General features: G+C 42.0%; 1 protein-coding gene. It reads left to right on the forward strand.

The window, feature by feature from the left end:
• Positions 1–77: 77 nt before the first annotated feature.
• Positions 78–276, forward strand: a 199-nt coding sequence (locus FLQ44_RS08090) for a hypothetical protein (protein ID WP_240801215.1), incomplete at its 3' end; no start/stop codon positions are given.

Consider the following 276-nt stretch of genomic DNA (forward strand, 5'->3'; position numbering starts at 1 on the left):
CTGCCAATAACCAAGTCTCCGCTGATGAAAAACTGGGTACGAAGTGGGGTGATGAAATTGATTCCAAAGTGACGGAAGTGCAGTTAAAACGTAAATCTGAAACGTCATTGGCTGAAACAATTGTGCAATATGCTGAAATGTTTGGTCCTACAGTAGGAGATCGTGTTCGATTAGCAGACACTGAGCTATTTATTGAAGTTGAAAAGGACCTAACCACCTATGGTGAAGAGGTTAAATTTGGTGGTGGTAAAGTCATTCGTGATGGTATGGGGCAGT

The organism is Vogesella mureinivorans (assembly GCF_007644035.1).
GTDB lineage: Bacteria > Pseudomonadota > Gammaproteobacteria > Burkholderiales > Chromobacteriaceae > Vogesella > Vogesella mureinivorans.